This is a genomic window from Cupriavidus sp. FW306-1B-F12B (genome assembly GCF_058781795.1).
This window is the reverse complement of sequence record NZ_JBYSXC010000005.1, coordinates 31,602-58,069: the sequence shown is the minus strand read 5'-3', so window position 1 is coordinate 58,069 and position 26,468 is coordinate 31,602. Positions and strand designations below refer to the sequence as shown.

At 68.5% G+C, this 26,468-nt stretch carries 24 protein-coding genes; 7 read left to right on the top strand and 17 right to left on the bottom strand.

What is annotated here, in order from left to right; genetic code table 11:
* Nucleotides 1-32: 32 nt before the first annotated feature.
* Complete coding sequence (locus tag AC3WLE_RS10320) at nucleotides 33-518, bottom strand: SixA phosphatase family protein (RefSeq protein ID WP_492318167.1); 486 nt, start codon at nucleotides 516-518, stop codon at nucleotides 33-35.
* A 157-nt stretch (nucleotides 519-675) separates the two neighbouring features.
* Here AC3WLE_RS10320 and AC3WLE_RS10315 point away from each other — a divergent pair, with 157 nt between their 5' ends.
* Nucleotides 676-1,332: a dienelactone hydrolase family protein gene (locus AC3WLE_RS10315; RefSeq protein ID WP_492318168.1), complete on the top strand. Its 657-nt coding sequence runs from the start codon at nucleotides 676-678 to the stop codon at nucleotides 1,330-1,332.
* Nucleotides 1,333-1,443: 111 nt separating this feature from the next.
* On the top strand, nucleotides 1,444-2,505 hold the full coding sequence (locus AC3WLE_RS10310) for a phytoene/squalene synthase family protein (RefSeq protein ID WP_492357279.1): 1,062 nt from the start codon (nucleotides 1,444-1,446) through the stop codon (nucleotides 2,503-2,505).
* On the opposite strand, the gene AC3WLE_RS10305 is transcribed toward AC3WLE_RS10310, so the two are convergent.
* Both AC3WLE_RS10305 and AC3WLE_RS10300 read right to left on the bottom strand, forming a co-directional pair.
* On the bottom strand, nucleotides 2,492-3,670 hold the full coding sequence (locus AC3WLE_RS10305) for an FIST signal transduction protein (RefSeq protein ID WP_492357280.1): 1,179 nt from the start codon (nucleotides 3,668-3,670) through the stop codon (nucleotides 2,492-2,494). The genes AC3WLE_RS10310 and AC3WLE_RS10305 overlap by 14 nt on opposite strands.
* A gap of 152 nt (nucleotides 3,671-3,822) precedes the next feature.
* Nucleotides 3,823-4,809 carry a Bug family tripartite tricarboxylate transporter substrate binding protein gene (locus AC3WLE_RS10300; protein WP_492357281.1) on the bottom strand — a complete coding sequence of 329 codons (987 nt, stop codon included), beginning with the start codon at nucleotides 4,807-4,809 and terminating at the stop codon, nucleotides 3,823-3,825.
* Nucleotides 4,810-5,008: 199 nt separating this feature from the next.
* Between AC3WLE_RS10300 and AC3WLE_RS10295 the strand changes: the two genes are divergently transcribed.
* From AC3WLE_RS10295 to tcuB, 3 genes are all read left to right on the top strand, one after another.
* Nucleotides 5,009-5,935, top strand: a complete 927-nt coding sequence (locus AC3WLE_RS10295; RefSeq protein WP_011616412.1) for a LysR family transcriptional regulator — start codon at nucleotides 5,009-5,011, stop codon at nucleotides 5,933-5,935.
* 111 nt (nucleotides 5,936-6,046) lie between these two features.
* Nucleotides 6,047-7,456: an FAD-dependent tricarballylate dehydrogenase TcuA gene (gene tcuA, locus AC3WLE_RS10290; RefSeq protein WP_492357282.1), complete on the top strand. Its 1,410-nt coding sequence runs from the start codon at nucleotides 6,047-6,049 to the stop codon at nucleotides 7,454-7,456.
* Nucleotides 7,443-8,642, top strand: a complete 1,200-nt coding sequence (gene tcuB, locus AC3WLE_RS10285) for a tricarballylate utilization 4Fe-4S protein TcuB (RefSeq protein ID WP_492357283.1) — start codon at nucleotides 7,443-7,445, stop codon at nucleotides 8,640-8,642. Before tcuA ends, tcuB begins: the two co-directional genes overlap by 14 nt.
* An 83-nt stretch (nucleotides 8,643-8,725) precedes the next feature.
* On the opposite strand, the gene AC3WLE_RS10280 is transcribed toward tcuB, so the two are convergent.
* From AC3WLE_RS10280 to AC3WLE_RS10260, 5 genes are all read right to left on the bottom strand, one after another.
* Entirely contained in the window at nucleotides 8,726-9,733 is a 1,008-nt protein-coding gene (locus tag AC3WLE_RS10280) for a Bug family tripartite tricarboxylate transporter substrate binding protein (RefSeq protein WP_010809834.1), read from the bottom strand.
* A gap of 207 nt (nucleotides 9,734-9,940) precedes the next feature.
* Nucleotides 9,941-10,672 carry an SDR family NAD(P)-dependent oxidoreductase gene (locus AC3WLE_RS10275; protein WP_492352827.1) on the bottom strand — a complete coding sequence of 244 codons (732 nt, stop codon included), beginning with the start codon at nucleotides 10,670-10,672 and terminating at the stop codon, nucleotides 9,941-9,943.
* 185 nt (nucleotides 10,673-10,857) lie between these two features.
* On the bottom strand, nucleotides 10,858-12,060 hold the full coding sequence (gene pcaF / locus AC3WLE_RS10270; protein ID WP_492353021.1) for a 3-oxoadipyl-CoA thiolase: 1,203 nt from the start codon (nucleotides 12,058-12,060) through the stop codon (nucleotides 10,858-10,860).
* Nucleotides 12,061-12,099: 39 nt separating this feature from the next.
* Nucleotides 12,100-12,741, bottom strand: coding sequence for a 3-oxoacid CoA-transferase subunit B (locus AC3WLE_RS10265; RefSeq protein ID WP_492318176.1), 642 nt, complete (start codon nucleotides 12,739-12,741; stop codon nucleotides 12,100-12,102).
* 24 nt (nucleotides 12,742-12,765) lie between these two features.
* A complete protein-coding gene (locus tag AC3WLE_RS10260) occupies nucleotides 12,766-13,428 on the bottom strand; it encodes a 3-oxoacid CoA-transferase subunit A (protein ID WP_492318177.1) in 663 nt (220 codons plus the stop codon).
* A 482-nt stretch (nucleotides 13,429-13,910) separates the two neighbouring features.
* On the opposite strand from AC3WLE_RS10260, the gene AC3WLE_RS10255 reads away from it, so the two are divergent.
* Nucleotides 13,911-14,168, top strand: coding sequence for a hypothetical protein (locus tag AC3WLE_RS10255; protein ID WP_492318178.1), 258 nt, complete (start codon nucleotides 13,911-13,913; stop codon nucleotides 14,166-14,168).
* Between the two features lie 18 nt (nucleotides 14,169-14,186).
* On the opposite strand, the gene AC3WLE_RS10250 is transcribed toward AC3WLE_RS10255, so the two are convergent.
* Nucleotides 14,187-17,249, bottom strand: coding sequence for an AAA family ATPase (locus AC3WLE_RS10250; RefSeq protein ID WP_492357284.1), 3,063 nt, complete (start codon nucleotides 17,247-17,249; stop codon nucleotides 14,187-14,189).
* Nucleotides 17,246-18,394, bottom strand: coding sequence for an exonuclease SbcCD subunit D (locus AC3WLE_RS10245; RefSeq protein ID WP_439669590.1), 1,149 nt, complete (start codon nucleotides 18,392-18,394; stop codon nucleotides 17,246-17,248). The genes AC3WLE_RS10250 and AC3WLE_RS10245 overlap by 4 nt, the downstream gene beginning before the upstream one ends.
* A 137-nt stretch (nucleotides 18,395-18,531) precedes the next feature.
* On the opposite strand from AC3WLE_RS10245, the gene AC3WLE_RS10240 reads away from it, so the two are divergent.
* Nucleotides 18,532-18,888 carry a YgiW/YdeI family stress tolerance OB fold protein gene (locus AC3WLE_RS10240; protein WP_492318180.1) on the top strand — a complete coding sequence of 119 codons (357 nt, stop codon included), beginning with the start codon at nucleotides 18,532-18,534 and terminating at the stop codon, nucleotides 18,886-18,888.
* Between the two features lie 21 nt (nucleotides 18,889-18,909).
* Here AC3WLE_RS10240 and AC3WLE_RS10235 read toward each other — a convergent pair whose 3' ends face one another.
* From AC3WLE_RS10235 to AC3WLE_RS10205, 7 genes are read right to left on the bottom strand one after another with little or no spacing between them, the layout of a single operon-like run.
* Nucleotides 18,910-20,274: a sigma 54-interacting transcriptional regulator gene (locus AC3WLE_RS10235; protein WP_011616405.1), complete on the bottom strand. Its 1,365-nt coding sequence runs from the start codon at nucleotides 20,272-20,274 to the stop codon at nucleotides 18,910-18,912.
* A gap of 38 nt (nucleotides 20,275-20,312) precedes the next feature.
* Nucleotides 20,313-22,001, bottom strand: a complete 1,689-nt coding sequence (locus AC3WLE_RS10230; RefSeq protein ID WP_492357285.1) for a TadG family pilus assembly protein — start codon at nucleotides 21,999-22,001, stop codon at nucleotides 20,313-20,315.
* Nucleotides 21,998-22,345 carry a DUF3613 domain-containing protein gene (locus tag AC3WLE_RS10225; protein WP_492318183.1) on the bottom strand — a complete coding sequence of 116 codons (348 nt, stop codon included), beginning with the start codon at nucleotides 22,343-22,345 and terminating at the stop codon, nucleotides 21,998-22,000. The genes AC3WLE_RS10230 and AC3WLE_RS10225 overlap by 4 nt, the downstream gene beginning before the upstream one ends.
* Nucleotides 22,342-23,205 (bottom strand): tetratricopeptide repeat protein, encoded by an 864-nt coding sequence (locus AC3WLE_RS10220; protein ID WP_492357286.1) that lies wholly within the window; start codon nucleotides 23,203-23,205, stop codon nucleotides 22,342-22,344. The genes AC3WLE_RS10225 and AC3WLE_RS10220 overlap by 4 nt, the downstream gene beginning before the upstream one ends.
* Nucleotides 23,202-24,200 (bottom strand): type II secretion system F family protein, encoded by a 999-nt coding sequence (locus tag AC3WLE_RS10215; protein WP_492318185.1) that lies wholly within the window; start codon nucleotides 24,198-24,200, stop codon nucleotides 23,202-23,204. The genes AC3WLE_RS10220 and AC3WLE_RS10215 overlap by 4 nt, the downstream gene beginning before the upstream one ends.
* 31 nt (nucleotides 24,201-24,231) lie before the next feature.
* Nucleotides 24,232-25,158 carry a type II secretion system F family protein gene (locus AC3WLE_RS10210; protein WP_035815910.1) on the bottom strand — a complete coding sequence of 309 codons (927 nt, stop codon included), beginning with the start codon at nucleotides 25,156-25,158 and terminating at the stop codon, nucleotides 24,232-24,234.
* Nucleotides 25,151-26,467, bottom strand: coding sequence for a TadA family conjugal transfer-associated ATPase (locus AC3WLE_RS10205; RefSeq protein WP_492318186.1), 1,317 nt, complete (start codon nucleotides 26,465-26,467; stop codon nucleotides 25,151-25,153). The genes AC3WLE_RS10210 and AC3WLE_RS10205 overlap by 8 nt, the downstream gene beginning before the upstream one ends.
* Nucleotide 26,468: the final 1 nt, after the last annotated feature.

Below are 26,468 nucleotides of genomic sequence, written 5' to 3'. Positions count from 1 at the left end.
TCACTGTCACGCCGACGGCAGCCGGCATCGGATTACTTCTTTGGCGATTCCAGCGTGACTTTCGAGGGGGTGATTTCGCCGACATCCTCCCACGCCTTAGTGTCGAAGCGGAATCTGGCGACGGCGCAGGTCGGCATGTCGGTGATCTCGTCCGACAAGCGATGCGCGAAGTCGGTGAACTCGGGGTTGTGACCGAACAGCATCACGCAATCTAGCTTCTTGTCGAGCGCACGAACGACGGCCAGCAACGCCTCCGCGCTGGTGGCATACAGCTGGTCATCGAGCGCGATGTCCTTGCGTGCATAGCCGAGCTCGTCGGCAATCAGTTGCGCTGTCGTCAGCGCACGCAGGGCCGGACTCGACAGGAGCAGGTCGGGCTTCAGCTTGCGCTCGGCCAGGCGCTTGCCCATTTCCGGGGCGTCTTGCAGGCCACGGTCATTCAGGGGGCGCTCACGGTCGGGCAAGGAGGGATCGTCTTTGCTTGACTTGGCATGCCGGACGAGAAACAGGGTCTTCATGTTTCCTCCTGATCCAAAGGATTGATGTCGATTGCGCGCGCCAGGAGACCTGCACACGGCGACTGGCCTCGCCGCCACGCCCGCCCTATAGTGGACTTGGATGGGCGCGATTGCAACGCGATGCACGTCTACGCACCACCCGTCGGAGGACTGCGCCATGCCGAGCAATTCAGAAGCCATCGAGGTTGTGATCCCGGCCGGCGGCGTGGACCTGCAAGGCATACTCACGTTGCCTCCCGGCGCGGTCGCATTGGTATTGTTTGCGCACGGCACGGGCAGTTCCCGGCTTAGCCCGCGCAATCGATATGTGGCCGCGGAGCTCAATCGCTGCGGCATGGCAACGCTGCTGATGGATCTGCTGCTGCCGGACGAAGACCAGGTGCAGGCCATCCGCTTCGACGTCGAGCTCCTGGCGACACGGCTGGCGCAGGCAACCAGCTGGGTGGCGCGGCAGCAAGCCGTGCCACAGCGGTTCGGCTACTTCGGCGCCAGCGTTGGTGGCGCCGCGTCGATCCGTGCCGCATGCCAGTCGTCTGTCCCGATACACGCCGTCGTTTCGCGCGGGGGCCGGGTCGACCTGGCGGGCCCCGACGCCCTTGCGAAACTGCTTGCGCCCACCATGCTGATCATCGGCGGGCTGGACCTGAGCGTCCTGGAACGCAATGAATCGGCCTATGCCCAGCTGACATGCACCAAGAAGCTGGTGATCGTGCCCGGCGCCTCCCATTTGTTCGAGGAGCCCGGCGCACTGGAATCGGTCGCTCGCCTGGCGGCGCAGTGGTTCGAGCGCTATCTCGGCAAGGACTCGCCCTGAACAGGGCCAGCAGTCTGCCCCTGGCGTCGAAGGTACAATGCCCGGGCCCGGCCTGACGGCCACCCGGGCACTGTCACTTTCGCCAACCTCCCAGGGAACAGGACACCACCCATGCGCGAACCCAGCCGGGCGTTCCTCCTCGGTCCGCTGCTCAAAGGCGTCTCGCGTTCGTTCTATCTCACGCTGCGCGTGCTGCCCGAGCGGATGCGCGATCCGGTCGGCCTGGCCTATCTGCTGGCGCGTGCCGCCGACACGATTGCCGATACCTCGCTGATCCCGCCACAACGGCGCCTGGCGCTGCTGTTGTCGTTGCGCGACCAGGTCAACGGTGCAACCGCAGACACGGCGCTGGCCGACAGCATCGCAACCGAGGTGGCAGGCCGGCAGGAACAGTCGGACGAGCGCATCCTGCTCGAGTCACTGGGCCCTGCGCTGGCGGTGCTGGCGCAGCTGGGGCCGGACGACCGGCAAGCGGTACGGCAGATCGTATCGACCCTGAGCGAGGGCATGGAATTTGACCTGCGCACCTTCCCCGATGAAAACGCAGGCCGCATCGTCGCACTGCGCGAGCCGGAAGAGCTTGACCGTTATACGTACCTGGTCGCCGGATGCGTGGGCGAGTTCTGGACCAGCATGACCGCCGCGCACATGCCTGGCGCGATCGGCAAGCCCGACGCCATGCTGCGCCGCGGGGTCCGCTTCGGCAAAGCCTTGCAGATGACCAATGTGCTGCGGGACTGCGGCAAGGACCTGCGCATCGGCCGCTGCTATCTTCCGGCCACGATGCTGCACCAGCATGGCCTGAGCCCGCAGGATCTGCTGCTGCCGGACGCCTCGCTGCGCGCTCGGGCCTTGATGCTCGAGCTCGTGCGCAAGACGCTGGACCACTTTTGCGAGGCGATGGCGTACACGCTTGCCATTCACCCGCGTTTTATCCGGCTGCGGCTGGCTTGCCTGTGGCCCGTCCTTATCGGCATGGAAACGCTGTTGCTGCTGGTGCGCAACGACGACTGGCTGGACCCGGCAAAGGCGTCCAGACTGCAGCGCGGCAAGGTGTATCGGATCATTGCGTATTCGCTGCCGATGGTCCTGTCGAACAGCCTGTTGCGCATCTGGTTTGCGCGCCAGATGCGCAACATCGATGCAGTCATTCGCGGATTCAATGTCCGGTGAATACCGTCAGCACCCCCGTATAGCCATAGAGGTGATCCCTTGCGATCTCGCCGCCGGCAAAGAAGCCAGCCAGCGGCAGGTCGCCAAGCGCGCGGCGTACGGTCTGCAGCTCGGCATGCGGCGCGCCGAAATGCGGCCCGCCCCGGCCTGAGCAACTGATGTAAAGCGCGCCACGTGCGCGGCTGCCGCCGCGTTCGATCTCCGTGCGGATCTCGGTGGCGACGCGCACCAGGTCCGCGCGCGCCGCGTCAGCATTGCGCATGCAGAAAGCCAGCCGCATGCCGGGCTCGACCATGTCGGCCAGCGCCAACATGCGATGCTGCACGTCCAGGCCGATCAGGTGGCGCACCAGCGTGTCCGAGCCGAACCTGCCGGGCAGCACCGGGGCATCGTCGGCGGCTGAATTCAGGCCGGCCAGCGTTCCGGCCAGCGCCTCCGCCATGGTCTCCACCTGGGCATCGCGCTCGACGCCCAGGTCATTCAGGATGCAATCCAGGGCCGGCTTGCCGTCCAGCTCGAACAGGAGGTTGTGATCGCTGCGCGTCACGGCGCGCACCGGCCCGATCGGCTGGCAGCCCTGCGTGACGCGGGAGACCAGTTCGATCTCGGGGCCGAACAGCACGCCCGACAGCCCACCGGAGTAGACGCCATCGGCAATATGCAAGGTACGGTTGCGGGCCGACGACAAGCCGCCGAACAGGTAACCGGTGGCCGTGCGCGCGCTCAGCTCGTGCAACAGGTCCTGCACGTCCGGCGTACTGCCCTCGGCATGCACCAGCGCGGTATGGGGAACGAAGCCGGAAGACGCCGGCGGCAAGGGCTGGCGCCCGGAAAACAGCTGGAACGCATCGCGCGGAAACGGCGCCGCCATCAGCACCATGGCCGGCTCGTCGAAATACTCCTTGCCGCTGGCGGATACGCCCAGGCCGACCGTGCCGACCCAGGACACGCCGGGCCAGTTCTGCTGCAGCGCGGCAAGGATGGCCTCGGCGGCCAGCGCGTAGTAGTCGCTCAGGTAGCACCAGCCGAGCGTGAGCGGCGGCGCGTTGTCTGCCTTCGCCTGGCGCAGGAAATCCTGCGTGTCCAGCTGGCGCTGGCAGTCCGCCAGCGCGACCTGCCATTCGACGTGCGCCGCGTCAGCGTGAACGAAGGAAAGGTCATGCATTTTGGGATCCTCCGTATTCAGGCTGGCGACATCCATTGGACTGTTGCCGGCAAGGGGTGTTCAGCCTCCGTTCTGGCAGCCGGTCGGCTGCCGCGGCCGCTCCTGCGCGATCTCCTCCTGTAACGCCAGCGCCGCCCTTGTGAGCGAGGCCGTTATTCCGCCTTCGCCCCCGATTCCCGCGCCACCTTGCCCCACTTGTCGGTCTCGGCGCGGATAAAGGCAGCAAGCCGCGTTGGCGTCATGTCGCCAGCGGTCACGCCCTGCTCGTCAAACCGCTTCTGCACCTCCGGCGCCTTCAGCAGCTTGCCCAGCTCCGCCGAGACGCGCTGCTCGATCGCCGCGGGCGTGCCGCGCGGCGCCATCAGCGCGAACCATGTGGTGACTTCATAGCCCCTGACGCCGCTCTCCGCCAGCGTCGGCACGCCGGGATAGGCGGCGGAACGCTTCGCGGTGGTGACCGCCAGCGCCCGGACTTTGCCGCTGCGCACGTGCTGCGACGCCGACGGGCTGGTCTCGATCGCCATCTGGATCTGGCCCGCGATCAGGTCGGTCATCATCGGCGCGCCGCCCTTATACGGTACATGCGCAATGTCGGTGCCGGTCAGCGCGCGGAACAACTCGCCGGACAGGTGCTCGGTGCTGCCGATGCCGGCCGAGCCGTAGTTGACCTTGCCGGGATGCGCCTTGATATAGGCGATCAGGTCGGACACGGACTTCACCGGGATCGCAGGATTGACCACCAGCACATTGGGCGTCAGCGCCACCAGGCCCACCGGATCGAGGTCGCGCGTGAACTCGTAGGGGAGGCTCTTGTAGATGGCCGGCGCCATGGTGTGGGCCACGGTGGCCAGCAGGAAGGTGTAGCCGTCGGCCGGCGCGCGCGCCACGTTGGCCGCGCCGAGGGTGCCGCCGGCGCCGGGGCGGTTGTCCACCACCACCGGCTGCTGCAGCGCCTCGCCCAGCTTCTGGCCGATGGTGCGGGCGAGGATGTCAGTGGTGCCGCCGCTGGCGAAGGGCACTACCAGGGTGATCGGCTTGGCCGGCCAGTTGTCCGCGGCGAACGCGGCGGGCGCGCCCAGTACAGCGGTACCGGCGAGGCCGGCCACCACGGCGCGGCGCATGCGCGAAACGGTTGTCATGCAGTCTCCTTTGCGGGAAGTCATGTTGTTATGGAATGGCGGCTGCGTAGTGTCGCGTCCGCCGGTTTCTGACCGGTGCGACTCTACGCAGCCGCTGGCAAGCGCGCCATCGGGCGGGCGTTAACGGGTCTTCAGGATTCGTGAACTGCGGCAGGTTTTCCGCTACCATGCGGGCAAATTGCGGCAGCGGGGACGCGACATGGAACTGAGGCAACTGCGCTACTTCGTCAGCGTGATCGAGCATGGCAGCATGGGCAAGGCGGCGCTGGAGCTGGGCGTAGTCACGTCCGCGCTGAGCCAGCAGATCAGCCGGCTGGAGAGCGAGCTGTCGACGCGGCTGCTGCAGCGCACTTCCACCGGCGTGGTCGCCACCGATGCCGGGCTGGCCTTCTGGCGCCAGGCCCAGCTGGCGCTGCGCCATATCGACGATGCCGCGCTGGCCGCGCGGCAGGCGCGCCTGTCGGGCCATGTCAGCGTGGGCCTGCCGCCCAGCACCGCCGCGGTGCTGGCGCTGCCCTTCATGCAGGCCATGCGCGAGCGCTACCCCGACGTGCGGCTGCGCATGGTGGAGAGCCTGTCCGGCTACCTCGGCACGATGCTGAGCGCGCGCCAGATCGACCTGGCGGTGCTGTTCAGCGAGGAGCCCGCGCAGCGCTGGAGCGTGCTGCCGCTGCTCGATGAGCGCCTGTTCGTGATCGGCGCCGAGGGGCTGGCCGGCATGCCGCGCGGCGAGCAGACCTCGGTGGCGGCACTTGGCAAGCTGCCGCTGATCCTGCCCAGCGGCTCGCACGGGCTGCGCGCGCTGGTCGCCGCGTGCTTTCGCCAGGCGAAGCGCGAGCCCCAGGTGGTGGCGGAGATCGACGGGCTGGCGATCCTGATGGACGCCGTGCGCGGTGGCCTGGGCGCCACCATCCAGCCGGGCGCGGCGCTGGCGCGCAGCCATGGCACGCCCTACCGCAGCATACTGGTCACCGACGCCGGCGCCACGCGGCCCAACCTGCTGGTCAGCCTGTCCGACGATGAACTGTCGCCGGCGGGCCTGGCCGCGCGCGTGGTGCTGGCCGACGTCGCCACCACGCTGGTGCGCGAGGGGCGCTGGCCCGGCGCCACGTTGCGCCCGCGCTGACCCGGCTGTGCCCAGGCCGGGCTTCACGAAAGCTGAAGCCCCCTTGCCGCGCCCCTGCTGGCGCCCGCCCGCCTTGCCCGCCAAGATGGCGCCAGCAAGGAGACAATCCCCATGGTCGACGTATTGGTAATTGGCGGCGGCAACGCGGCCCTGTGCGCGGCGCTGATGGCGCGCGAAGCCGGGGCCTCGGTGCTGCTGCTCGAATCCGCGCCGCGCGCCTGGCGCGGCGGCAACTCCCAGCACACGCGCAACCTGCGCTGCATGCATGACGCGCCGCAGGACGTGCTGGTCGATGCCTATCCCGAGGAAGAGTACTGGCAGGACCTGCTCAAGGTCACCGGCGGCATCACCGACGAACACCTGGCGCGGCTGGTGATCCGCGCGTCATCGACCTGCCGGCCGTGGATGCGCAGGCATGGCGTGCGCTTCCAGCCGCCGCTGTCGGGTGCGCTGCACGTGGCGCGCACCAACGCCTTCTTCATGGGTGGCGGCAAGGCGCTGGTCAACGCGTACTACCGCAGCGCCGAAGCGATGGGGGTGCAGGTCCGCTATGAAACCCCGGTGGACGCGATCGAGCTGGACGGCGACCGCTTCGTCGCCGCGCGCAGCGGCAGCCAGCGCTTCACCGCGCGCGCCTGCGTGCTGGCCGCGGGCGGCTTCGAATCCAACCGCGAATGGCTGCGCGAAGCCTGGGGCCGGAACGAACGTGGCGAATGGCCCGCCGACAACTTCCTGATCCGCGGCACGCGCTTCAACCAGGGCGTGCTGCTGCGTTCCATGATCGACGCCGGCGCCGACGCCATCGGCGATCCGTCGCAATCGCACTGTGTCGCCATCGACGCGCGCGCGCCGCTGTACGACGGCGGCATCTGCACGCGCATCGATTGCGTGTCGCTGGGTATCGTGGTCAATCGCGACGCCGTGCGCTTCTACGACGAAGGCGAGGACTTCTGGCCCAAGCGCTACGCCATCTGGGGCCGGCTGGTGGCGCAGCAGCCCGGGCAGATCGGCTATTCGATCATCGACAGCAAGGCCATCGGGCGCTTCATGCCGCCGGTGTTTCCCGGCGAGAAGGCCGACACGCTGCCTGAGCTCGCGCGCAAGCTGGGGCTGCCGGAAGCGCAGTTCGCGCGCACGGTGCAGGACTACAACGCGGCGTGCCGCGTCGGCACCTTCGACCACACCGCGCTGGACGACTGCCACACCGAAGGCCTGGCACCGGCCAAGACGCATTGGGCCAGGCCGCTCGACCAGGCGCCGTTCTACGGCTACGCGCTGCGGCCGGGCATCACCTTCACTTACCTGGGGCTCAAGGTCAATGACCGCGCCCAGGTGCACTTTGGCGGCAAGCCAAGCGGGAATCTGTTCGTGGCAGGAGAAATGATGGCCGGCAACGTGCTCGGCAAGGGATACACGGCCGGTGTCGGCATGTCGATCGGCACGGCCTTCGGGCGCATCGCGGGCACGCAGGCTGCATTGGCGGCGGGCATCAACACGGGAGCCGTCCATGCAGAAGCTTGAAGCCCTGACGCGCGAGGCCGCGCAACTGGCCGGGCAGGACGCTGCCGCCCCGGCGCCGCAGTCCCGCGTCATCCGCGTGCTGCCGCTGACCGACAATGAGGCCGAAGTTGCCCGGCAGATGCAGATCTGCAATGCCTGCCGCTACTGCGAAGGCTTCTGCGCGGTGTTCCCGGCCATGACCCGCCGGCTGGAGTTCGGCAAGGCCGACGTCAACTACCTGGCCAACCTGTGCCACAACTGCGGCGCCTGCTACCACGCCTGCCAGTACGCGCCGCCGCATGATTTCGGCGTCAACGTGCCGCAGGCGATGGCAAAGGTGCGGCTGGAAACCTATAGCGAATATGCATGGCCCGCGCCGCTGGGCAAGCTGTACCAGCGCAACGGGCTGACGGTATCGGTGGCGCTGGCCTTCGGGCTGGCGTTGTTCCTGGTACTCGCCGCCACGCTGGGCGGCGCGCTGTGGCAGACGCATGCGGGCGGCAATTTCTACGCGGTATTCCCGCACAACACGCTGGCGGCATTGTTCGGCAGTGTGTTCGGCTTTGCCGTGCTTGCGCTTGGCCTGGGCGTGCGCCGCTTCTGGCGTGATGTCTCTGCCGGCACAGCGTCGGCACCGGCCGTGGCAGAGGCGGCCCGGAACGTGCTGGCACTGACCTACCTCGATGGCGGCCACGGCGATGGCTGCAACGAGGCCAGCGACCGCTTCACGCTGGCGCGGCGGCGCTTCCACCATTTCACGTTCTACGGCTTCATGCTGTGCTTTGCGTCGACAGTGGTGGCGACCGGCTACCACTATCTGCTGGGCTGGCATGCGCCCTATCCGGTCACGAGCCTGCCGGTGCTGCTGGGCACCGCCGGCGGCGTGGGCCTGCTGGTGGGCCCGGCGGGCTTGCTGTGGCTGAACCTGCGCCGGCACCCGATGCATGGGGATGCCCGGCAGCGGCCGATGGACCGCGGCTTCATCGCGCTGCTGCTGCTGACCAGCGCCACCGGGCTGGGGTTGCTGGCCGGGCGCGGCACCGCGGCGATGCCGCTGTTGCTGGCGGTCCACCTTGGCGTGGTGATGGCGTTGTTTGCGACGCTGCCGTATGGCAAGTTCGCACACGGCATCTATCGCAGTGCGGCGCTGCTCAAATCTGCGATCGAAAAGCGGCAGAAAAACAAGCTGCAGCTTGGCAGCGATTGAGTGGCAGCCGTCCCCGCCCACGCATAAACAAAAAGCCGGTCCCGACAGGGACCGGCTTTTCTTTGGCGCGGCAAGGACGCGAATCAATCCACCGTAGCGCCCGAAGCCTTCACCACCTTCGCCCACTTGGCCGTTTCCGACTTCATGAACGCGGCCAGCTGGGCCGGCTTTTCCGGATTGGGTTCGGCGCCCTGGTCGGCCATCTGCTTCTTCACTTCCGGCATGGCCAGGATCTTCACCACTTCGGCGTTGAGGCGGTCGACGATGGGCTGCGGCGTGCCGCCGGTGGCGTACAGCGCAAACCACGAGGTGGCCTCATAGCCCGGCACACCCGATTCGGCCACGGTCGGCACGTTGGGCAGCGCCGGCGAGCGCTTGGCCGAAGTCACGGCGATGGCGCGCAGCTTGCCGGCCTTCACGTGCGGGTACGACGACGGCATGTTGTCGAACATCAGGCCGATCTGGTTGCCCAGCAGGTCGTTCACGGCCGGGGCGCTGCCCTTGTACGGGATGTGCTGGATATGCAGGCCGGTCATGGAGTTGAACAGCTCGCCCGACAGGTGCATCGACGAACCGCTGCCCGACGAGCCGTACGACAGCTTGTCCGGGTTGGCCTTGACGTAGGTGATCAGTTCCTTGACGTTGTTGACCGGCACCTTGGGATTCACCACCACCAGGTTCGGCACCATGGCCACGCGCGTGATCGGTGCGAAGTCCTTGACCGGGTCATACGGCAGCTTGGAGTACAGCGACTGGTTGATCGCGTGCGTGCCGATGGTGCCCATGAACAGCGTGTAGCCGTCGCCCGGCGCCTTGGCCGCCAGCGAGGCGCCAATGTTGCCGCCCGCGCCCGGACGGTTGTCGATCACCACCGGCTGGCCGAGCGCCTTGCCCAGCTGCAGGCCGACGATGCGGGCCAGGATGTCGGTGGTGCCGCCGGCCGAGAACGGCACGATCATGGTGATCGGCTTGGTCGGGTAGCCGCCCTGCGCATGGGCCGCACCGGCAAAGCCGGCGATGGTGGTGGCCAGCGCCACGCCAGCGGCAAGCAGGCGGCGGCGCGTGGTGGAGGTCTGGGAATCTTGTCTCATCGGTAATGCTCCGGTGCTATATCGTTCCGGCGGTGATTGGGTACCGCGGGAGGTTGTGCTGAATGGCGTGATTGCCGTTCCCGAACGGATGGCGCGCACATGCGCGCATCCGGTGGGCGGCCCGGCCACGGGCCGCCATGCGTGACGCTTGGTTAACGTCTCTTCTTGTTGAATGCTTGAATGCGGGATGCCTGGGACGCGCGCTGCTTACACCGGCGCAACGCCCAGCGTGGTGCCGCCGCACACGTACAGCACCTGGCCGGTGACGAAGCCGTTGTCTGGCGACAGGAAGAACAGCGCGGCACGCGCAACGTCTTCCGGCGTGCCCATGCGCTTGACCGTGATGCTGGCCAGGATGCGCCGGGTCTGTTCGGCGCCTTCGGGGTTGCTCTTGCGGAACAGCTCGGTGGCGATCGGGCCCGGGGCCACGGCGTTGACGGTGACGCCGTCGCCGCCCAGCTCCATCGCGAGCGTGCGGGTCATGCCGATCAGGCCGGCCTTGGTGGCGGAGTACACCACGCGCTCGGCCTTGCCCAGCGCGGCGCGCGAGGCCATGTTGACGATGCGGCCAAAACCGGCAGCACGCATCGCGGGCAGGCACGCCTGCGTCAGCAGCAGCGTGGCCTGCAGGTGCAGGCCGGTCACGTAGTCCAGGTCGGCAACGGTGGCGGTGTCGGCGGTGCCGGGGCGCGTGGCGCCGGCGTTGTTCACCAGGCGCGTGACGGCGAAGCGCGAGGTCACCTGCGCGGCCACGGCGCGGGTCGCCTCGGCATCGGTCAGGTCGGCCTGGAAGAAGGTCAGGTTCGGGTGCGACCAGGCCGGTTCGGCATAGTCGACATTGACCACCTGGGTCACGCCATCGGCCAGCAGCATTTCACAGATGGCGCGGCCGATACCGGAACTGCCGCCGGTGACAAGCGTGGCTACGGGAAGGGACATCTTTGACTCACTTTCAAGACTACTGCGGACTGGCTCCCTCTCTCGCTTGCAGGCGAGGGTTGGGGTGAGGGCGGGCGTGTCGACGAAGTGCAGCGTGTCGGTACGCCACTGCCGGCCCTCACCCCCTGCCCCTCTCTCGCAAGCGGGAGAGGGGAGCAAACCGGCGGGAGGTCAACCGAACTCGCTCAAACGCGCTCGATCACCATCGCAATACCCTGGCCCACGCCGATGCACATCGTGCACAGCGCGAAGCGGCCGCCGGTGCGGTGCAACTGGTACATCGCGGTGGTGACCAGGCGCGCTCCGCTCATGCCCAGCGGGTGGCCCAGCGCGATCGCGCCGCCGTTCGGGTTGACGCGCTTGTCGTCGTCGGCCACGCCCAGTTCACGCAGCACGGCCAGGCCTTGCGCGGCGAACGCCTCGTTCAGCTCGATCACGTCGATCTGGTCCATGGTCATGCCGAGCTGCTTGAGCAGCTTCTGCGACGCCGGTGCCGGGCCGATGCCCATCACGCGCGGCGCCACACCGGCGGTGGCCATGCCGACGATGCGGGCGCGCGGGGTCAGGCCGTGCTGCTTGAGGCCGGCTTCGCTGGCCAGCAGCAGCGCGCAGGCGCCGTCATTCACGCCCGAGGCATTGCCGGCGGTCACGGTGCCGTCAGGACGGACCACGCCGCGCAGCTTGGCCAGCGCTTCCATGCTGGTGGCGCGCGGGTGCTCGTCGCGCTCGACCACGATCGGGTCGCCCTTCTTCTGCGCGATGGTGACCGGGGTGATTTCCTGCGCCAGCGTGCCGTCGGCCTGCGCGCGCGAGGCCTTTTCCTGGCTGCGCAGCGCCATCAGGTCCTGGTCTTCGCGGCTGATCTTGTAGTCGGTGGCGACGTTCTCGGCGGTCTCGGGCATCGAGTCCACGCCGTAGGCCGCGCGCATGGCCGGGTTGATAAAGCGCCAGCCGATGGTGGTGTCGAAGATCTGCGCATCGCGCGAGAAGGCGCTGGTGGCCTTGCCCATCACGAACGGGGCGCGGCTCATGCTTTCCACGCCGCCGGCGATCATCAGGGTGGCTTCGCCGGCCTTGATGGCGCGCGCGGCGGTGCCGGTGGCGTCCATGCCGGAGCCGCACAGGCGGTTGAGGGTTGCACCGGGCACCTCTTGCGGCAGGCCCGCCAGCAGCGCCGACATGCGTGCCACGTTGCGGTTGTCCTCGCCGGCCTGGTTGGCGTTGCCGTAGATCACGTCATCGATGGCCTTCCAGTCCAGGTTCGGATTGCGGGCCATCAGCGCCTTCAGCGGCACTGCGCCAAGGTCGTCCGCGCGCACCGCGGACAGGCTGCCGCCGTAGCGGCCGATGGGGGTGCGGATGGCGTCGCAGATAAAGGCTTCGGTCATGGTGTGTCTCTCTCTCTTGGTGTGTGTCGGGTCTGCTGGTTATGCGGCCTGCTTGAGCGGCACGCCGGTCAGGCGCTGCAGCTCTTCAAAGCTCAGCCCTTCGACCAGGTCGCGCGCGACCAGCCCGTCGGCGGTCACGTCGATGGTCGCAAGGTCAGTGTAGATGCGGGTCACGCAGCCGATGCCGGTCAGCGGATAGGTGCACTGCGGCACGATCTTGCTCTCGCCCTGCTTGGTCTGGTGCTCCATCATCACGAACACCTGCTTGGCGCCGATGGCCAGGTCCATCGCACCGCCCACGGCGGGGATGGCGCCGGGCGCGCCGGTATGCCAGTTGGCCAGGTCGCCCTTCTCTGAGACCTGGAACGCACCCAGCACGCAGAAGTCCAGGTGGCCGCCACGCATCATCGCGAACGAATCGGCGTGATGGAAGAACGAGCCGCCCGGCTTGACCGTCACCGGCTGCTTGCCGGCATTGATCAGGTCGCCGTCTTCCTCGCCGGGCGCGGGCGCGGGGCCCATGCCAAGCAGGCCGTTCTCGCTGTGCAGCAGGATTTCCTTGTCTGCGGGCAGGTGGTTGCCGACCAGTGTCGGCAGGCCGATGCCGAGGTTGACCACGGCACCGTCGGGAATGTCTTTGGCCACGCGGGCGGCCATCTGATCGCGGGTCAGGCGTTGCATCTGGATTCTCCTGTTACCTGTCGCTCAGGCGACCTTGACGACGCGCTTGACGAAGAGGCCCGGCGTCACGATGTGTTCGGGGTCCATCTCGCCCAGCTCGACCACGTGGCTGACTTGCACGATGGCGCATTTGGCGGCCATCGCCATGATCGGGCCGAAATTGCGCGCGGTCTTGCGATAGGTAAGGTTGCCCCAGCGGTCGGCGGTGTCGGCCTTGATCAGCGCGAAGTCGGCGTGGATCGGGGTCTCGAACACATAGCCCTGGCCGTCGATGATGCGCGTTTCCTTGCCCTCGGCCAGCGGCGTGCCGTAGGCGGTGCGCGTGAAGAAGCCGCCGATGCCGGCACCGGCGGCGCGGATGCGCTCGGCCAGGTTGCCCTGGGGCACCAGTTCCAGCTCGATCTCGCCCGCGTGGTAAAGAGAATCGAAGACGTAGGAATCCGCCTGGCGCGGGAACGAGCAGATGATCTTGCGCACGCGCTTGGTCTTGAGCAGCGCGGCCAGCCCGGTGTCGCCGTTGCCGGCGTTGTTGTTGACGATGGTGAGGTCGCGCGCGCCTTGCGCGATGAGGGCGTCGATCAGCTCTGCCGGCATGCCCGCCATGCCAAAGCCGCCGGTCAGGATGGTGGCGCCGTCGTGGATGCCGGCGACCGCCGCTTCCACCGAGTCGTATAGCTTGTTGATCACTTGCGTTCCAGGTCGGAAGATCCGCCAGGCTACCGGAGCGGGCCGCAAGACGCGGCGCATGAAAGGCTGTCTCCGGTAATCCTGCCGGAAGGAGTTTCGTCGCGGCGGGCTGCGCGGGGCGCCACCCATTTGAACGAGTCCAGCAGTCTGCGTGAGTCTTTGGGTGTGGACCGGTTGTTCGCTTACCGAGTTGTTCGATATACGAACTTGAATTCGCAGAATGAACAGATTACACCTGCGCGTCGGCGACGGTCAAGCCGACCGGGCGGTCGGCAAACCAGATTGTGCGATTAGCGCGCGCGGGTGACGCGCACACCCCGTGTGTAGGACGGGGCCGACATCACAATCGGCACGCACTCGATATGACTCGGGGGCCGCGCGGGCTATTGTGGAATCAGGCAAGGCAACACCCGCACAGCAGCCACCGGACCACCCGGCTGCGCAGGGCGGCCCTGGCAACAAGCAAGAACGAGGAGCCCGTCATGGCCACCGTCCACGTCCCGTTTTTATCCACGCCCCATGCAGCGGCGCTTGCGCGCATCCTGCATGTCACGCAGCAGGCGTGGGGACTGACACCCTGCAAGGATCGACTGCAATCCCCCGCGCCTGCCCCGGGAGGCGCCGGCGTGCAATCCCGCGCGCCCCCGCTGTCGCGCCGTGCGCGCTTGGCGCGGGCAGCCGCCCGCGCGTTTGAAGCGCAAGTGATGGCGATTCGTTGCCGCCAGGTATTTGTCGGCTGACGGGGAAGCCTCGCCGCACTACGCGGGTGTCGCCACGCCCGACATCAGTACCCGGCTGCCGCCAACCCCAGGGCGCACCTCCAACCGCACGTCGATGCGCTCACGCAGTTCGGTGACGTGCGAGATGATCCCCACCAGCCGCCCTGCCTGCTGCAGGTCCAGCAGCGTACGGATGGCAAAGTCCAGGCTCTCGGGATCGAGCGTGCCAAAGCCTTCATCGACAAACAGCGTGTCGAGCTGGATGCCGCCCGCGCGCGACTGCACCACGTCGGCCAGCCCCAGCGCCAGCGACAACGACGCGAGAAAGCCCTCGCCGCCTGACAGCGTATTGGCCGGCCGCGCCGCGCCGGTATCGTGGTCGAACACTTCGATATCCAGTCCGCCCGCACTGCGCTGGTCGGCCTGCTCGCGCACGCGCTGCAGCACATAGCGGCCGCGGCTCATCGCCAGCAAACGCGCGGACGCGGCTTCCAGCACCTCATCGAGCAGCGTGGCCAGCACGAAGCGCTGGAAGGTCATGCGGCGCGGGTTGTTGCCGTTGGCGACTTCGGCCAGCCGGCCCAGCACCGCATAGCGTGCCTCGATGTCGCGCCCCTGCGCGTCAAGCTGCTGCAGGCGCAGCTGGCACTGCAGCAGCGTGTCGCGCGAACGGCCGCGCTCGGCCTGTTGCCGGACCAGGGCTTCCACCGCGGCTGCCGACGCATCGCGCGCTGCGCGCAGGCCGTCCAGGTCTGGCGCGTCCAGCGCTTGCGCGGCGGCCTCGGCGCGTTCGCGCCGGTCGGCGGCTGTGGCCAGCTGGGTATCGAACGCGCGCAGCGTCGCGTCGAGCGTTTGCATGGCATCGTCGCCCAGACAGGCGGCGGCGTGGGCCTGCACATCGGCAAAGCCTTGCTGCGCGAGCGCCTGCACAAGCACGGATTCGGCCTCGGCCAGGCGGTTAGACGCCTGGGCCTGTGCCTGCTGTGCCGAGACCAGTCCGGCCTGTGCCCCGGCCGCGTCCGCCGCTGCCTGGCGCTCTGCCGCCCGCGCAGCGGCCAGCGCCTGGTCCAGCGCGGCGAGCATGGCCTGCGCCTGCCGCAGGGCCTCGCCCAGCGCCACGGGGTCGCGTGAATCCTCGGGAACCTGCGCACTGTTGGCCTGCCATTCGCCACGGCAGTGGGCCAGCGCCTGGGCAGCGGCATCGGCGGCGGCGACGGCATCGCGGCTGGCGGCTTCCGCCGCTGCGAGCGCCGTGCGGCAGCTGACGATGGCGGCTTCGCGTTGCGCAAGGCTTGCCGCCGCCTGCCGGCCTTCGGCCAGTGCCGCTTCCAGTCCCGTGATCTCGGCTTTCAACTTGCGGGCGGACTCGTCGCCGACCTCGCCCAGCGCCTGCGCCAGTTCGTCCAGCCGCTCGCGCGCCTGGGCAATGGCGCCTTGTGCCGCCTGGTGCTGGCCGGTGCAGCGCACCACATGGGACTCGGCCTCGAGCGCGGCGTGGCGGGCCTGCTCCAGCGCCTGGTCCGACAGCGGCGCCGCCACGTGCTGCGCCGGTGCCGGGTGCGCGGTGCTGCCGCAGACCGGGCAGGCATCGCCCGCCGCCAGGCTTGCGGCCAACCGCGCGGCCTGCCCGGCGCGCCAGGCGGCTTCAGCTTCGGCCAGCGCGGCGCGGCACTGCTCGCGCTGGCGCAGGGCTTGCTGTTCAGCCGCGGCCGCGGTGACGGCCTGCGCGTTCGCCGTATCCAGCGACCGCGCAGCTTGCTGATGACGGTCAAGCTGCCGCGCGCGTTGCTGCAACGCGGCCAGCTGCAACGCCGTGGCCTGTGCCTGCGCCGCGGCAAGCTGGCCTTGCGCCAGCGCGGACTCCGCGGCAACAGCATCGGCTTGCCGCGTGGCAAGCTGTGCAGCGGCGCGTTCGCGCGCGGTGGCGGCTGCCACCTGCCTGGCTTCGGCCGCCTGCAGCGCGGCCAGCTGCGCACCCAGCTGCTGCGCGCGCGGCAGCATGTCTGCCAGCTGCGTAACCCGGCGCTGCGCGGACTGGCGCGCTTCAGCGCGTGCCGTTTCGGCCTGCAATGCAGCAGCCGCCTGCGTGGCCTGTTGCGCGGCGCGCGCCGCCTGCTCGCCAGACTGCGTCAAGGCAACGGCGCTGGCGGCCTGGTCGCGCTGCGCGGCCTGCCACGCCTGCAGTGTTGGCCTGACACGCGCGGCGCGCTGGGCGGCGTGCAGGCGCGCGCGCTCATCCTCCATGGCTGGCTGGCGCGCCAGCAGCGCGGCGTGCCCGGCCTGCGCCTGCTGGCGTTCCTGCAAGCGCGCCGCCACCTGCTCGCCGGCACCCAGCGCCGCCTGCGCTGCGGCCAGCGTGGCGCGCGCGCCCTGTTCCTGCCCTTGCAGCGCCCGCAACTCGGCCTGCAATGTCTCGATTCCCTCTGCCAGCGCCTGCGCCGATGCCACCCCAACCTGGCGCAGCGCTTCGTCGCGCTGGATGGTGATGCGCTCGGCATCGCGGCGGATGCCGGCGGCCTCGGCCTTCAGCAGCTCTTCCACGCGCCGGTACAGCTCGGTGCGGAACAGACGCTCCAGAATGGCCTGGCGCGCCTGCGAACTGGCGGTCAGCAATTCACGGAAGCGCCCCTGCGGCAGCACGATCACCTGGCGGAACTGGGCACTGTCGAAGCCCAGCAAGTCGCGCACGGCATCGCTGACCCTGGCGGGCTGGCTGGCCTTGCTGACCCAGTCGTTGCCGTCATGCAGGTCCAGCTGGGCCTTGGCCGGCTCGGTCACCCAGCCCTCGCCGCGCTGCTTGGGCCGCTCCTGCACCGGCGAGCGCACCACGCGCCAGCGCTGCGCGCCCAGGCTGAACTCCAGCGTCACCTCGGTGCGCAGCGCGGGCGCGGCGTTGGCGCTGCGCATGGCCTGCGCACTGCGCTCGCCGCCGGAGGTATCGCCGTACAGCGCAAAGCAGATCGCGTCGAGCAGCGTGGTCTTGCCCGCGCCGGTCGGGCCGTGGATCAGCACAAAGGCCTGCTCGCCCAGCCGCGTGAAATCGACCTGCTCGGTCGCGGCAAAGGGGCCGAAGGCCTGCAGCGTCAAATGCAGCGGTCTCATGCCGACTCCCTGTCCGCGGCGGCGATCCCCGTCAGCACCTGGTCGAGCACGGCACGCTGGTCCGGTTCCAGCTCGGCATCCGCCACTTCGCGGAAGAAGTTGGCAAAGAGTTCGCCGGTACCCAGTTGCCGCAACTTGCGCCCGGCCTCCGAAGCCGTGCCGGTGCGCGCCAGCACAGTCCGCTCGATCGCGAGCGCATTGGGATAGACCTGTCGCAGCCTGGCCATCGGGTCCAGCAGCGCGCCCGTATCGGTGAGCCGCGCGTGGATGTAGTCATCGCGTTGCGGATCATCGACACCCGCCGCCAGCACCGCGGCCAGTTCGCCTTCCACCACCCGCACATCGCGCAGGGCCTGCAGCGGCACCGGCGTGATGGCGACCGCCCCGTCCGCGCCCAGTTCGATGCGCGACACCGACTTGTCGTGCGCGCACTCTGACAGCGAATACTTCAGCAGCGAGCCCGCATAGTGGACGCGCCCGCCGCCCAGCGTCTGGGGCCGGTGCAGGTGGCCCAGCGCCACCAGGTCAAAGCCCGCGAACAGGTCCGCGGCCACCGCGCCGCTGCCGCCCACCGACAGCGGCCGTTCCGATTCGCTTGCCGCGCCGCCCACCACGAAGGCGTGGCCCACCACCACGGCACGCACGCCCGGCGGATGCACCGCGCGGATGGCATCGAGCTGCGCGCGCAGCGCGGCTTCATGCGATGGCAGGTCGGTGCCCATGGCATCGCGCACCACCGCCGGTTCCGCGTACGGCAGCGCGTAGATGCGCACCTCGCCGTGAGTGTCGTGCAGCGTCACGCAGGCCGCCTCGGCCAGCGTGCGGCCGGCCACGTGCAGGCCCTGGGCCCGCATCAGCCGCGCGCCGAATTCCAGCCGCTGCGCACTGTCATGGTTGCCGGCGATCATCACCACCGGCACCCCGGTGTCGATGACGATGCGGCCCAGCACGTCGTCGAGCAAGGCCACCGCTTCAGGCGGCGGCACGGCGCGGTCGTAGACGTCGCCCGCGATCAGCACGGCATCGGGGCGTTCGGTGCGGACCAGTTCGACAAACTGGTCGAGGATATGGGCCTGGTCTTCCAGCAGGCTGCGCGCATGGAAGAGCCGGCCGAGATGCCAGTCGGCGGTGTGAAGGAAACGCAATCCGGGATCCGATAGATGCAAAGGCGAAACCCGCATCATAATGCGTTGCGACCTGACTGCCCGTTCAGCAACGGTTCAGGCGGGCGCGCGCATCATGCATGCAGTCGCCCCAAATTTGAAATTTACGGAGAACGCACATGAAACGCATCCTGACCGCCACTGCCCTGACCCTTGTGCTGGGACTGGCCGCCGCCGGCGCCAGCGCCCAGTACACCGGCCCGTCGGCCGTCCCGGTGATGACCGTTAAGGCGCTGCAGGCAGATGGCAAGGACGACCAGCAGGCCGTGCTGCGCGGCAAGATCGTCAGCAGCGTCGGCGACGAGCGCTACCTGTTCTCGGACGGCACCGGCCAGATGAAGGTGAAGATCAAGGCCAAGCTCTGGCCGGCACAGAAGCCGGTGGATGCACAAACCACAGTGGAACTGGTCGGCGAATACGACAAGGAGCTGATCGGCGAATCGCACTTCGACGTGAAGGAGATCCGCCTGCCCTGAGGCGTGTCCTGATGCGCGCGCTCAGACCGGCTCGGCCTCGCTGTCGGCGATCTGGTACTTGCGCATCTTTTCCCACAGCACCTTGCGGCTGATGCCCAGGCTTGCCGCCGTGTCCTGCCGCCGCCAGCCATTGGCATCGAGCGCGGCCAGGATGCGGCGGCGCTCTTCCGTATCGGCACGCAGGTCGTTGCGCTCGCCGCCATCGAACGCACCCGGATGCAGCGAGCGGAACAGCGGCCGGATGCGCTCTTCGTCCCAGTGCCCGGTCTGCTGCACGGTGATGCCCACACGCTCGGCCAGGTTGCGCAGCTCGCGCACATTGCCGGTGAAATAGGCGGTGCCGACCGCGCCCTTGAGCCAGTCAGGCATCGGCGGCAGCGCGTCGAAGCCGGATTCCCCCAGCATATGGCGCAGGAAGGACTGCAGCAACGCTACCTTGTCGGCCTGGCCACGCTCTTCCAGGCTCGGGATGCGCATCTCGATCACCGCCAGGCGGAAGAACAGGTCGGCGCGGAAACGCCCCTGCCGCACCGCGTCGCGCAGGTCCTTGTTGGTCGCCGCCACCAGCCGGAAATCCAGCTTGACCGCCAGGGTCGATCCCAGCCGGGTGATCACGTTCTCTTCCAGCACGCGCAGCAGCTTGACCTGCTGGAACAGCGGCAGGTCGCCGATTTCATCGAGAAACAGCGTGCCGCCGTTGGCCTGCTCGAAATAGCCACGGTGCGCGAACGAGGCGCCGGTGAACGCGCCCTTGGCATGGCCGAAGAACTGCGACTCGAACAAGCCGTCGGGGATCGCACCGCAGTTGACCGCGACGAACGGTCCCTTTCCGTAGGTGCCGTTGCGCTCATGGAACAGGCGCGCAATGCGTTCCTTGCCCGCGCCGGTTTCGCCATAAAGCATCACGTTGCTGCCGAAGTCGGCAAAGGTCTCCACATGCTGCAGCAGCTGGCGCATCGCCGGCGAACCGGCCACCAGGTCCGCCTCGCGTTCGCCGGGCGCATCCGTGGCCAGCAGTTGCGGCAGCAGCTTGCCGATCTGGCTGCGCAGGTCGGCGCCGGTGAAGTCATCGGCAAGGATATGCGCGTACTCCGGCGGAAAGCGCCCGGGATCGGCCTCGCGGCCGGGGCCTGCCACCCAGATCACCGGCATGCCGTGCGCGGCCTCCCAGTCCAGCGAGAAGCGCGCCGCGCCGATCACCGACACGCTGATCACCGCGATGCAGGGCTTCAGGCGCGGCTCGGCGGGCAAGGCTTCGAGCGCGCCGGCGCGGATCACGTCCACGCCCAGCGGCGCCAGGAAACGCGTGACGCGGTCGGCAATCTCGTACTTGCCTTCCCACACGTAGACTTCAAGGTTTTCGTAGGCCCAGCGGTCTGTCTTCATTCGATTTCTGCCATCAGGCGGTTTGGCGCGATCATGGCTCAGTACACCAGTTCGGCATTGTTGCAGTCGATGCTGTGGACCCAGAGGTCGGCGGTGCCTAGCTGGATGCCGAGGCTGGCGAGCAGCGGCGGGATCAATGCGTCGAGCGCTGCCCCGACCGGCGCGAGTAGCGGGCCGAGATCAATGGGCACGCTAAGGATGCCCAGCAGCTTGGTCCGCACCTTCAGGGCCAGCACTTGCGAGAACAACCCGCCAAACGGATCGGCGGTTCCAACTTGCGCATGCCCGCCCGGTGCCAGCGTGACCTCCTGGCCAGCCGTGCTGCCATAGCGTGGGACGTCCGTGGCAATCACGTCCGCAATGTCGAACAGCCCCAGCTTAGCCTGGCCGAGTACCACATCGCTACCCGTGCAGCCATCGGTGAGGCACGCCGTAACGAGACCGCTTTTGACGTGCATCGTGGCACGGCGGTCCCCAGGATTTGCCGCGCATTGCAGCTTGGTCAGGTCGGCGGTGGCGTTGGCCACATCGAGATAGAGCGGCACGTTCAAGTTGGCGTCCAGTACCGGTTTCAGGATATTTGAGGTGATCTGGAGCATCAGGGTCAGTTTTACCTGGGATGAGCTTGCGGTCGTTTGCCAGGTGTCCGGGTTGCTGGAGAGCTGTCGCGCCGGACCTGCCGCCGTCACCGGCGGCTCGATCACGCGCAGGTTGGCGCTGATGCCCCCCAGGCCAAGCGGGAGATTGGGTATGTTCAGCGGCAGGGCAACTGCCGTATCCCCTCGCGCCACCTGCGCGGAGGCGAGCAGCAACTGCGCCACGTTCAGGCCCACCTCCACCGCCGACGATGCCGCAGGCGCCATCACACCAAGATCAAGCAGCCTGGCCAGTGACACCGTAGCAGCCGCCCCGCTGGCCCCGAACGCGGTTGGCGGGCTGCCCAGCATCGTCGTCAGCAGCGCGTCGCGGCCAGCGGCGCCAAGCACCAGCGCGTAGAAATCACGCAGGTTCAATGAAGTATTCAACAACTGGTCCACCGTGCCGACATCCGCTTTGAGCCGCAACTGGTCCAGCGTCACGGTGGTATTGACCAGTCCCTGCCAGTCCACCAACGACAAGCTCACCGTATTGCCCAACAACACACTCAGCATGCTGTTGGCGGTGGAGACGTCCAGCAACCCAGTACCCAGCGAAAACGCCGCCACCGGCGGACTGCCACTGGCAATCGATTCCGCAAACAGCTGCCGGCCGCTACCCCCATTGATCACGAACAGGATTGGCACAGTCTGCGTGGCCTGCACGCGCACGGCATTGGGCGAGACCTTGGTTGCTTCATACGTAGCGCTGAAATGCTTCGGGCCGCTGGTCGCCGGATCCCACACGCCAAGGCAGGCGGTCATGGCATCCGCGCCGCCGCCGGCGGCATCGCTGCAACCCATTGCAATGCCTGACGGATAGCCGTTCTTCGCGCCGATATTGCTGACGGTGCCCAGCACGGCGCCGTTGAGATTGGCCGGCGTATCCGCCCGCTTGAGCTGCTGCGCCGCCGACATCGCGGCCAGGTCCACCATGTTCTGCAACTGCCGCTGGCGCATGAACACATGCCCCACGTCGATCGACACCAGCGCGGCAATCGCCACGGTGGCGATCAGCAGCGCCGCCATCACACTGATGGCGCCGCGTGCCGAAGTGGCTGCCCGGCGCAGCCGCGGCTGGCGCAAGCTCATTTGCCGCCCATCATCTGGCCGGCGGAGCCGGCACGCGCGGTGCTGGCGTTGGCCTGCCCCGTGTAGAACTCCGGCAGCGCGAAGCGGAAGCTGTTCATGTAGCGCTCATAGCCCAGCGCGGCCTGCTCGCCGTGCATCGGCAGCATGGGGCCGGCCTGCGAGCCTTCGCGCTGGATGGCAAGGATGGCACGCGTGTCGGCGCCAATCTCGCGTTGTGCCGGGCTGCCTGCCGGCATGCCGGTGGCGGCGGCCTCGGTCGTGGCACGGTCGGTCTGCGCCTGCGCGGCGGGCGCCAGCATCAGCAGGCAGAGCGCGGGGATGGCAATGCGGAACGTGGCGGTCATGGGGTAGCCCCTGCGGTTGCGGCCACGGCCGCCACCGAGGTGGCCGGTGCGGTGGTGGCGGGTTTCGATGGCGCCCGCACTGCCGGCGCAGGGCGGGCCGCTGCGCGGTCGCGCGCCGCGGTGGCGCGGGCGATGCGGTCGGCTTCCTTGCGGATGGCGCTGCGCGTGGCTTCCGGCAGTGCGGCCTTCTGCATCATGGCGTTGGCCTGCGCGCGCTTGCCGTCGGCGATCAGCCACACCACGGCGTTGCTGATCACACGCGGATTGCGCGCGTCCAGTTCCAGCGCCTGCATCACCGGCACGCGCGCGTCCTGCAGCGCGCCGGCACGCATCAGCGCATAGCCCAGGTCGCCGGAGATGCGCGGATTGACAGGGTCGAGCGCGGCGGCCTGGCGCAGCTCGGTGACGGCGCGCGCAAAGTCATCCTGGCGCCCCGCCAGCAGGCCGAGCCCGTGGTGCGCATGCGCGGCCTGCTCGCCCTGCGACGTCGCTGCAAGTTGCTGGTAAGCATCGGTGGCAGCCTTGTCCTGCCCGGTCTCGCGCAACGCATCGGCGCGCATCGCCTGGATCTCCGGGCCGGCGCCGAAGCGCTTCACGTAGACCTCGATATGCGCCAGCGAGGCGAAGTAAAGCCCGTCCTGCTGCATCTTGCGGATCAGGCCCAGGTAGACCGCCTGCTCGCTGTATTCGGCGCGCGCGGTCTTGTCGCGCAGCTTGGCCAGTTCCACCTGGGCCTCGGCCTGCTCATGCATGGCCGCGGCCCCGTTGGTGTTGGCGGCGCAACCGGACAGCGCCGCCAGCAGCAGGCACGCCGCCGTTTTCGAGATCCGGCCCAGTGCCGGACCGACTGAGCGCGTCATCGCGTCCCTCCCATATGTGCCAGCATGCGGATCACCCCGAGAAAGCCGGGGCCCGCGGTCAGGATCAGCAGCACCGGCAGCAGGCTCACCACCATCACCGCGGTCATCTTGACCGTGAGCCGGCCGATCTCGTCCTTCATGCGCGATTTGCGCGCCTCCTGCATGCGCAGGCCGAACAGGCGCAGCGGCTCCTGCACCGCGCCGCCGTGCTTGTCCACCTGCGTCAGCAGCGTGATCAGGCTCTTCAGGTCTTCACTGTCGAACAGCCGGCCGATGCGCAAGAGCGTCTGTTCGCGCGAGCGTCCCGAGGCAAACTGCTGGTTGGCGCGTGCCAGCTCCGGCCCCAGCACGCGCAGCATGCTGCCGAACTCGGCCACGATCACCTGCAGGCTCTGGTCGATCGACAGGCCCACGCCCTGCAGCAGGCGCAGCATGTCGATCAGCACCGGCAGTTCGTCATCGACCATGCGCAGGCGCGCCGCGGCACGGCGGCGCAGGTGCCACTTGGGGGCCAGGTAGGCCAGCGCAAACGTGCCGAAGCCCCACGCGACGATGGCGAAGGCACCCGCGCCCACGTGCCAGAGCATGGCAGCCAGCGCCAGGGCCAACGGCAACCCCAGCCGCAGCACGCCGAACAGCATGCGCGACTGCGGCCCGTACCATCCGCATTGCTCCAGCAACTGCTGGTCTTCCGGCGTCACCACCGCGCGCCCGAGGCGCGAATCCAGCCAGTGGGCGTTGATGCGCTCGCCCACGCGCGCGCCCAGTTGCGCCCCGATCGCCGTAGCCGCCCCGCCCCTGCCCTGCGGCGCGGCGGGAGCCGTGGCGTGCGTGGCCTGGGCGGCTTCTGCCGCGCGCTGCCGTGCCAGCGCGCCGTCGATGGTGCGCGCCGCCAGCCGGCGCTGGCGCCAGTCGCGCAACAGCGGCAGCGTCAGTACGCCCACGCCGCAAGCGGCGACCAGCAGGCTGAGCGAAATCAGTGTCAGGCGGTCCATGTTGGCTCTTGTCTGCGTGCTGGCATGCCGCTCAGATCGACTTGGCCAGCCGGTACAGCATGAAGGCCCCGGCAACTTCCAGCGCCAGGGCCGACAGCAGCATCGATTTGCCGGTGGGATCCTTCCACATCATCATGATGTAGCCCGCGTTCAGCATGAACAGGCCGCCGGCCACCACCAACGGCAGCAGCCCCAGGATCCACGCTGACAGCCGGGTCTCGGCCGACAGCGCCATCAGCTCGCGCTGGGCCTGTTCGCGGTCGCGCATGAAGGCAGCGGTGCGCTCCATCACCACATCGGCGCGGCCGCCGTAGCGCACCGACAGGCGCAGCACCGAAGCCACCAGCACCAGTTCCTCGACCTTGTACACGCGCCCGACCTGCAGCACCGCCTGGTCCAGCTCCTTGCCAGCGCGTTGCAGGTGTATTGCCTGCACCAGGCATTGGCGCAGCGGCGCCTCGGTATTGGCGATGGAGTTCTGGAACGCCGCCGGCACGCTGCTGCCGATGGTCATCAGCCGCACCACACCGTCCAGGAATCCGGGCAGTTGCGACAGCAGCTTCTTGTGCAGGCGGCGCACGCGGTTCCATGCCGCGAACGCCGCCACTGCCAGCGCCACGATCAGGGCCGACACTGCGCCCAGCCATTGCCCCGCCACCGCGCCGGCCAGCGTGCACAGCACCACCGGCGTGATCCAGACGATGGCGGTGCGGCGCGTCGGCGCCAGGTCGGCACGCCGCAGGAAGTCGTCCCAGCGGCGGCGCAGGTCGCGCGCGGGCAGTTGCAGCGCCGGATCCGGCGCCTGCGCATAGCGCAGGCGCACCTGCTCGGTCTGCGCCTGCAGGAAGGCCTGCTGCTGCTCGCGGCGCGCACGCGCCTGCGCGCTGGCCAGCAGCAGCAGGCCCAGGCCGGTGATGACCAGGGCCATGGCGGCGAGCAGCAGCGTGGCGCTAGACATCGAAGCGGTCGTCCAGCATGAAGCCCGGTCCGCGCATGCGCGCCAGCTTGGGCGAGTGCGGCAGCAGGCCGAGCGAGAGCCAGCGGTCAGTCTCGGTACCGTCCGGGTTCACGTAGGGCTCGTGACGGTACAGCTCCTGGGTGGAGATGATGTTGTCGCCCAGCCCGGTGATCTCGGTGATCGAGACGATGCGGCGCTTGCCGTTGGAAAGCCGCGCGATCTGCACGATGAAGTCGATGGCGTTGGCGATCTGCCGGCGCAGGCTCGCCTCGCTGCCCTGGAAGCCGGCAAAACCGGCCAGCATCTCCAGCCGGTACAGGCATTCGCGCGGGCTGCTGGCGTGGATAGTGCCCATCGAGCCGTCGTGGCCTGTGCTCATCGCCTGGAGCATTTCCAGCACCTCGCCGCCGCGCACTTCACCCACGATGATGCGGTCCGGGCGCATGCGCAGGCTGTTGCGCAGCAGGTCGCGGATCGACACCACGCCGGTGCCCTCGAAGCCGCCGGGACGGCTTTCCAGCCGCACCACGTGCGGATGGTTCAGCGCCAGCTCGGCGGTGTCCTCGATGGTGATGACGCGCTCGGTGGTCGGCACGAAGGTGGCCAGCGCGTTGAGCAGCGAAGTCTTGCCCGAGCTGGTGCCGCCGCTCACCAGGATATTGCAGCGCGCCTGCACCGCGGCCTGTAGCAGGTCGCAGATCTCGGGGCTCATGGTGCCCAGCGCCTGCAGGTCAGCAGGCGTCATCGGGTCCTTGCGGAACTTGCGGATCGACACCACCGGGCCCTCCAGCGCCAGCGGCGGGATCACCACGTTGATGCGGCCGCCGTCCGGCAGGCGCGCATCGACCATCGGGTTGGACTCATCCAGCCGCCTGCCGATCGGCGCCAGGATGCGGCGCACGATGCGCAGCAGGTGGCCGCTGTCGTTAAAGCGCACCGGGATGCGCTCCAGCACGCCGTGGCGCGACACGTAGACGTCGAGGTGGCCGTTGACCAGGATGTCTTCCACCGCAGGGTCGTTGAGCAGGTCTTCGATCGGGCCGAAGCCGGCCAGCTCCTTGGTCAGCGCCTCGGCGATCTGGCGCAGCTCAGCCTCGTTGATGGGGATACGGCGCAACCGGGTAAAGCTCTCCAGTTCCAGGTCGACAAAGCGCTGGATCGCGGTACGCGACCAGCGGCCGAACTCTGCGCCGAGCTCTTCGATGCGGGTCAGCAGGTGCTCGTGCGCCGCTTCCTTGATGTTCTGGAATTCCTGCGAGACCGGGAACGGTGCGGGGGCGTGGTCGGAAAATTCAATCGCTTGCGTCATG

Coding starts and splice junctions, on each gene's coding strand:
- AC3WLE_RS10300 (WP_492357281.1), bottom strand. CDS start 4,809: ATGACAACCGTTTCGCGCATGCGCCGCGCCGTGGTGGCCGGCCTCGCC.
- AC3WLE_RS10320 (WP_492318167.1), bottom strand. CDS start 518: ATGAAGACCCTGTTTCTCGTCCGGCATGCCAAGTCAAGCAAAGACGAT.
- tcuB (WP_492357283.1), top strand. CDS start 7,443: ATGCAGAAGCTTGAAGCCCTGACGCGCGAGGCCGCGCAACTGGCCGGG.
- AC3WLE_RS10215 (WP_492318185.1), bottom strand. CDS start 24,200: ATGGACCGCCTGACACTGATTTCGCTCAGCCTGCTGGTCGCCGCTTGC.
- AC3WLE_RS10275 (WP_492352827.1), bottom strand. CDS start 10,672: ATGTCCCTTCCCGTAGCCACGCTTGTCACCGGCGGCAGTTCCGGTATC.
- AC3WLE_RS10205 (WP_492318186.1), bottom strand. CDS start 26,467: ATGACGCAAGCGATTGAATTTTCCGACCACGCCCCCGCACCGTTCCCG.
- AC3WLE_RS10235 (WP_011616405.1), bottom strand. CDS start 20,274: ATGAAGACAGACCGCTGGGCCTACGAAAACCTTGAAGTCTACGTGTGG.
- AC3WLE_RS10230 (WP_492357285.1), bottom strand. CDS start 22,001: ATGAGCTTGCGCCAGCCGCGGCTGCGCCGGGCAGCCACTTCGGCACGC.
- AC3WLE_RS10220 (WP_492357286.1), bottom strand. CDS start 23,205: ATGACGCGCTCAGTCGGTCCGGCACTGGGCCGGATCTCGAAAACGGCG.
- AC3WLE_RS10240 (WP_492318180.1), top strand. CDS start 18,532: ATGAAACGCATCCTGACCGCCACTGCCCTGACCCTTGTGCTGGGACTG.
- tcuA (WP_492357282.1), top strand. CDS start 6,047: ATGGTCGACGTATTGGTAATTGGCGGCGGCAACGCGGCCCTGTGCGCG.
- AC3WLE_RS10315 (WP_492318168.1), top strand. CDS start 676: ATGCCGAGCAATTCAGAAGCCATCGAGGTTGTGATCCCGGCCGGCGGC.
- AC3WLE_RS10280 (WP_010809834.1), bottom strand. CDS start 9,733: ATGAGACAAGATTCCCAGACCTCCACCACGCGCCGCCGCCTGCTTGCC.
- AC3WLE_RS10265 (WP_492318176.1), bottom strand. CDS start 12,741: ATGCAACGCCTGACCCGCGATCAGATGGCCGCCCGCGTGGCCAAAGAC.
- AC3WLE_RS10210 (WP_035815910.1), bottom strand. CDS start 25,158: ATGTCTAGCGCCACGCTGCTGCTCGCCGCCATGGCCCTGGTCATCACC.
- AC3WLE_RS10310 (WP_492357279.1), top strand. CDS start 1,444: ATGCGCGAACCCAGCCGGGCGTTCCTCCTCGGTCCGCTGCTCAAAGGC.
- pcaF (WP_492353021.1), bottom strand. CDS start 12,060: ATGACCGAAGCCTTTATCTGCGACGCCATCCGCACCCCCATCGGCCGC.
- AC3WLE_RS10305 (WP_492357280.1), bottom strand. CDS start 3,670: ATGCATGACCTTTCCTTCGTTCACGCTGACGCGGCGCACGTCGAATGG.
- AC3WLE_RS10295 (WP_011616412.1), top strand. CDS start 5,009: ATGGAACTGAGGCAACTGCGCTACTTCGTCAGCGTGATCGAGCATGGC.
- AC3WLE_RS10250 (WP_492357284.1), bottom strand. CDS start 17,249: ATGAGACCGCTGCATTTGACGCTGCAGGCCTTCGGCCCCTTTGCCGCG.
- AC3WLE_RS10255 (WP_492318178.1), top strand. CDS start 13,911: ATGGCCACCGTCCACGTCCCGTTTTTATCCACGCCCCATGCAGCGGCG.
- AC3WLE_RS10225 (WP_492318183.1), bottom strand. CDS start 22,345: ATGACCGCCACGTTCCGCATTGCCATCCCCGCGCTCTGCCTGCTGATG.